The following is a 4,907-nucleotide window of genomic DNA, read 5'->3' as shown; positions in this document are numbered from 1 at the left end:
CAACAAAAAGCCACCAGATGGTTGAGTCAAATTGCCGAACGACAGCCGAATATTTTTGTTCATTGGCGTGTTTTGTCTAAAAACGGCTGAACGATAGGAGCCGGATGAGTCGAGAGATTCACGTCCGGTTCTGAGAGAGCCTGAAGGGGAAGTTCCTTTGGGCTACTCACCTGGAGGCTGGGGGAGAAAAACCCCCGGCTATCCGATTGGGTGATTTTATGATTATCATTTCGTTGCCGTCTTTCTGAAATTCATACGGAACTTTTCTGATTTCAAAGTGATAATGTTCCTTCTTTAACCTGGCGACCACCGGATTTATATGTCTCGATTTTTTCGCCCCAAGTTCTAACAGGGGGAATATCCTTACTTCTTGAGCCACCCGGCAAAGTTCTCTTATTGAAGCAAAATGGAATTCCTCTGATAGCTGTTTGCTATATAGAAAGAGCAAATGCGAACATAACGCTATGCCAAATTCTTTACCGTAAAAAGGTAGATGGGGAAGACTACCAGCTATATATCGACCTTCTGCCTTACCTTTTTCAAAATCCTTTAAAAACGACTCCATTGCCGACATGCGTATTCGACCGAGCTCTTCAATAGACGAAATGTTTTCCCAAATAAATTCTTCTCTATTTTTCCGTGTTTGCTCTAGCACCAATTCATATGTTTCCGTGATTCTTTTTCTTATTTCCTCTGATGTGAAAAAATAAACGGGGTCGACAGAAACGATTAAGCCTCCTTTGGAGGAGAGAGTGCTGTTAAAGTTTGCAGGGCCATCGCCACAGCCCAATATTTTTTGCTTTAAATCTGCCTGAGACAGAGAAAACATTGAAACATATTCATCATAGGAACGCCCCCAAGGGACGACTTCAGATAACGTGAAAGACATTTCGCATTTTATCCTGTGACACCCAACGTGGAGCTAACCTGCACCGGGGGTGTTCCCGCTGTCAGTGTTTAGTGACTGGTTATGAAGTATATTTTTGCTTGCAATCCAATATCTTAGAACTTGGCCTTCGCCAACATCTATTTGAGACTCTTCTGTTATTTTATAGTTCAGGTTCTCATAGAAGTTTTTAGATGGTAATGAAACACTTAAGGTAACTTCGGGAATATCCATTTCCTGAGCCATTAATTCAAGCGCAGACATAACTTCTCTTCCAAGACCATGCCACTGACTCTCTGGTTTGACAAAAACTCCTGTAATTTCATTTCCAACTATAGATCCAGTCGCCATTATGTTACCATTTTTTTCAAAGACGAGGACTTTCCCTTTCTTGAAACGTTCAAGGATATTGTTTTCAGAATGATATTTTTTGAAAAAGAGAACTGCAAGATCTGGATATACGGCTGGGTATGAATAATCGATTGTTTTATGTATCATCTGATTTAGTTGAACCAAATCATGTTTTTTGAATAATCTTATCATCTAGGTATCTTACACTTCAATTATTTCAGATTCACCATTTGATTTATCTCCCGACAACCACTGCCATTTTTCAATATATTTGAGTTTTCCTTCCGTTGTAATTGCAGGAGTTGAAAAGCACTTTCCAAGCATTAGCTTTCCTTCAAGATTTATATGGTGATAAACAAATTCAAGTTGACCAGTTTTGAGTTGTTTTCCAACTAAATGTCCTTTTACGATTAAACCACCATGATAATTGGCTGATATGACATCATTATCTTGTTGATAGTAGAATAGTGTTCCGGAATCAACTTCACCATTTTCGGTGTTTGAAAGTGACCTGAAAACTTTGCCATCTAGATTGAATTTTATTTTTTGGATCATAACGAGTTTTATCTGGATGGATTCATCCAAAACATCCTGTTTTTGGGTGCTATCGAGTTAGCAAAAATGGTGCCCGAAGGAATCGGTACGCCTAAATTACAAGGTTGTCCATCCTATCATAAAACTGACGTTACAGTATCTAGAAGGCATTTTTTTGTCAATAAAGTTCACTGATATTATATTTATGAATCATAAGAATTTCACCACAAACAAAGCTGACGACAACTACTGTTGGCCTTAATAATAAGAATATTCAAGATAGCTATCTAACATCAACATTTGTTCAAGGTTTTCATTTTAGCAAATCCATACGCAACGTCGAATAGCCGGAAATCCTTCCGGCTATGATCTGCGCCGTCAAGCGGTGCGGTATTGTGGACTCCAAGGGGAAACAATCCCCCCCAGCCAAAGAGCGCCGATTTCCGTCAACGAAATCGTATCTTCCCCCGCCATTTCCTGGTCCCTTCCGATACCAAATTTTTACCTATCAACTTTGCGATAATACAATAGTTTTATACAGCCGGTATTATTTTTAATATTGACTTCATACCGCCAGCGGTGCTATTTTGTTTAAAACAAAGGGGGGAAACATTGAATAGCAAAGAAATTATAAAAATGATCGAAGCGGATGGCTGGCAACTGATCCGGGCCAAGGGGAGTCACCACCATTTTAAGCACCCGGCTAAACCAGGCCTGGTCACTGTTCCCCATCCCAAAAGAACGCTGCCAACTGGCACTATTAAAAACATACTGAAACAGGCGGGCATTAAATGAAATATCCTATTGCAATACATAAAGACGGCAACTCATGTTTCGGTGTTACGGTTCCTGATATTCCCGGCTGTTTTTCAGCAGGGGAAACTATCGATGAGGCCCTGAAGAACACCGAAGAGGCAATTTTTAGTCATCTTGAAATCCTGGCCGAAGGTGGTGAGATAGCTCCCACTCCTTCGGAGATTGATACACATTATGCAAACCCTGATTATGCAGGCGCAACGTGGGCCTATGTCGACGTTGACGTTTCTGCTTTTCTTGGCGGGACCGAAAAGGCGACTGTTACCTTGCCTAAGTTGCTTATTTTAAAAATAGACGAAGAGGTGGCGGCGGGTAAGTGGAAAAGTCGGTCGGCCTTTCTCGCAGATTCAGCTTTACACGCCTTGGGCCGGTGAAATGGCTGGCGGCAATTGGAAGCCGGAAGTTGTAAAACCAAGACCACGCTGCCGGTTATGCGGGCGGGTGGTGAAGAAGAAAGAGATGGTGCGGCTCGATGGTGTCTTGCCCGCGCATCGAGTATGCGCCGAGCAGGAAGGACGAACGTACACGGAGGGCAGCGCAATCTTTCCTTTGCAGCCACAATGAACACCTTTAAAAATAGCCTGATTTATTGGTTGCTATCCAAGTGTCCCGGTAATATATTAATTAATAAATAATACACAAACTAATTAATTAACTAATAAACAGAGAGGATAAACCATGGCTCGACCGGCGATTGAAAAAGACAAATACCTTAAGGCGATAGAGCAGTTAACCGAAAATGGTGCTCGTCTGGAAGAGATCACCGCTACCAAATTACAAAAGATAGTAGGTGGCCAATATTCCCGTTGTGTGTCGGTGATTGATGAGTACATGGCTACCATCAAGGCCCAGGCAAAAGAGGAAGAAACGGCACCGATGCCGATATGGTTCAAGGATTTTGTCGGCGGGATTACCCAAATCGCCGAAGGCACCTGGTTCAAAATCGCCTCAGAAATGAGAAAGTCTGTTGACGAATTAACGACCTCCTTTGCTGAAAAACGGATCGTGCTCGAATCTCAACGGAAGGAAGACTTACAGCAAATTGCTGATCTTGAGGCCATGGTTGAAAAACAGGATGAGGCCTTAACTAAGAGGCAAGACGAAATAGATCAACTCGGGCAGGCAAAAGCAAAAGTTGAAGGGGAGCTAGGCGCAACAAAAGCTGAACTTAAAGAGTTGACCGGGCGGCACATCGCTCTTGAAAAAGAAAAGAGTGTCCTGGCCGCAGACCTTAAAGTAGGATTGGTGGCGATTGACCAGCATCAAAAAATTGAGTTTGCCCAGGAGCAGAAGATTAACGAATTGGAAGCTGTGGTGATCGGTCTGAAGGGGAAAGAAAAAGAGCTTGAGCATCGGTCTATTGTGGCGGAAACCCGCACCAAGGAACTTGAATCGAATCTTGCCGAAGGAAAGATCCTGCTTGCCAAGACTCAAGCAGAAAAAGCCCAGGCCTTGAAGGAAACAAAAGAGGTCCAGGCCCAGGCCTTTGAGTCGGAGAAAGCAGCTCAACTTGAAAAATCCAACATTGAGAAAACCGCCCAGGCCACAATCTCGACTCTGGAAAAAAAGGTGGCCGTGGCCACTGAAAAATCCGCAGGACTTACCGAGCAAATCCAAGATTTGAAAAGGCAACATGCTGAGGCGTTAAAGAAAAAGGCTGAAGGCCAGCAATCACCAAATGACCAGACATAAGGTATCTTAGAGATAGTGAATTGTGCAAAAACTTGTCATATTATTATCTAATGGGCTTATGAATATGAACCAAATTGCCACACCTAATGATTCTGCCAGCAAACAGGGCGGGTTGGTCGTCTTTCGTGATGATCTGCCAGACACCTTAGCGCTTTGGGCCGAGGCTTATTTCCGGGTGGAGGTCACCACCTCCGAACGAAGTCAGCAGGAACAGAAGCGGGATATTCAGACCTTTTTAGATTTCATGTGGCAGGAGGAGAAGAGCGACGCCCGAAGCGCCTGGACGCCTCGACTCTCCCGAGCCTTCATGGATTATTTAAAGAAGACGGTCGTGACTGAGGGACAGAGGCGTTGGAGTGACCGGACGATCAATCGCATGTTTGCCCATTTGAAGACTTGGGCCAAGTGGATTCATAAGATCAGGCCATTTCCCTTGGGCAATCCCATGGAGAAGATCAAGGGGCTACAGGTTGGTTCGTCGTTGGATATTGGGTATTTTTGACTAAAACCGCGAAGGGTCAAGTTTGGACGAGATAAACTTATCATATCAGATTGTTAGCACTGCCAACTTCCGACACCACCAATTGACTGATAATCCGCTCAAGATCAATGATAACGCTGATTTCCT

Annotated in this window: 7 protein-coding genes; 4 read left to right on the top strand and 3 right to left on the bottom strand. The window is 43.5% G+C overall.

Annotation, left to right across the window (positions count from 1 at the left end):
- Positions 1 to 166 precede the first annotated feature (166 nt).
- The 3 genes from FP815_14125 to FP815_14115 are packed head-to-tail and all read right to left on the bottom strand — an operon-like array spanning position 167 to position 1,792.
- Positions 167 to 889, bottom strand: a complete 723-nt coding sequence (locus FP815_14125) for an SAM-dependent methyltransferase (protein ID MBA3016063.1) — start codon at positions 887 to 889, stop codon at positions 167 to 169.
- A 33-nt stretch (positions 890 to 922) separates the two neighbouring features.
- The gene (locus FP815_14120) at positions 923 to 1,429 is read right to left on the bottom strand and encodes a GNAT family N-acetyltransferase (GenBank protein MBA3016062.1); all 507 of its coding nucleotides are present in this window, start codon (positions 1,427 to 1,429) and stop codon (positions 923 to 925) included.
- 9 nt (positions 1,430 to 1,438) lie between these two features.
- Positions 1,439 to 1,792 carry a n-acetylglutamate synthase gene (locus FP815_14115; protein ID MBA3016061.1) on the bottom strand — a complete coding sequence of 118 codons (354 nt, stop codon included), beginning with the start codon at positions 1,790 to 1,792 and terminating at the stop codon, positions 1,439 to 1,441.
- Between the two features lie 591 nt (positions 1,793 to 2,383).
- Between FP815_14115 and FP815_14110 the strand changes: the two genes are divergently transcribed.
- From FP815_14110 to FP815_14095, 4 genes are all read left to right on the top strand, one after another.
- Positions 2,384 to 2,566 (top strand): type II toxin-antitoxin system HicA family toxin, encoded by a 183-nt coding sequence (locus FP815_14110; protein MBA3016060.1) that lies wholly within the window; start codon positions 2,384 to 2,386, stop codon positions 2,564 to 2,566.
- A complete protein-coding gene (locus tag FP815_14105; GenBank protein ID MBA3016059.1) occupies positions 2,563 to 2,961 on the top strand; it encodes a type II toxin-antitoxin system HicB family antitoxin in 399 nt (132 codons plus the stop codon). Before FP815_14110 ends, FP815_14105 begins: the two co-directional genes overlap by 4 nt.
- 304 nt (positions 2,962 to 3,265) lie before the next feature.
- Positions 3,266 to 4,279 (top strand): hypothetical protein, encoded by a 1,014-nt coding sequence (locus FP815_14100; protein MBA3016058.1) that lies wholly within the window; start codon positions 3,266 to 3,268, stop codon positions 4,277 to 4,279.
- A gap of 64 nt (positions 4,280 to 4,343) precedes the next feature.
- Positions 4,344 to 4,781 (top strand): hypothetical protein, encoded by a 438-nt coding sequence (locus tag FP815_14095; protein ID MBA3016057.1) that lies wholly within the window; start codon positions 4,344 to 4,346, stop codon positions 4,779 to 4,781.
- Positions 4,782 to 4,907: the final 126 nt, after the last annotated feature.

Source organism: Desulfobulbaceae bacterium, assembly GCA_013792005.1.
Taxonomy (GTDB): domain Bacteria; phylum Desulfobacterota; class Desulfobulbia; order Desulfobulbales; family VMSU01; genus VMSU01.
This window is presented reverse-complemented; position numbering and strand designations above follow the sequence as displayed.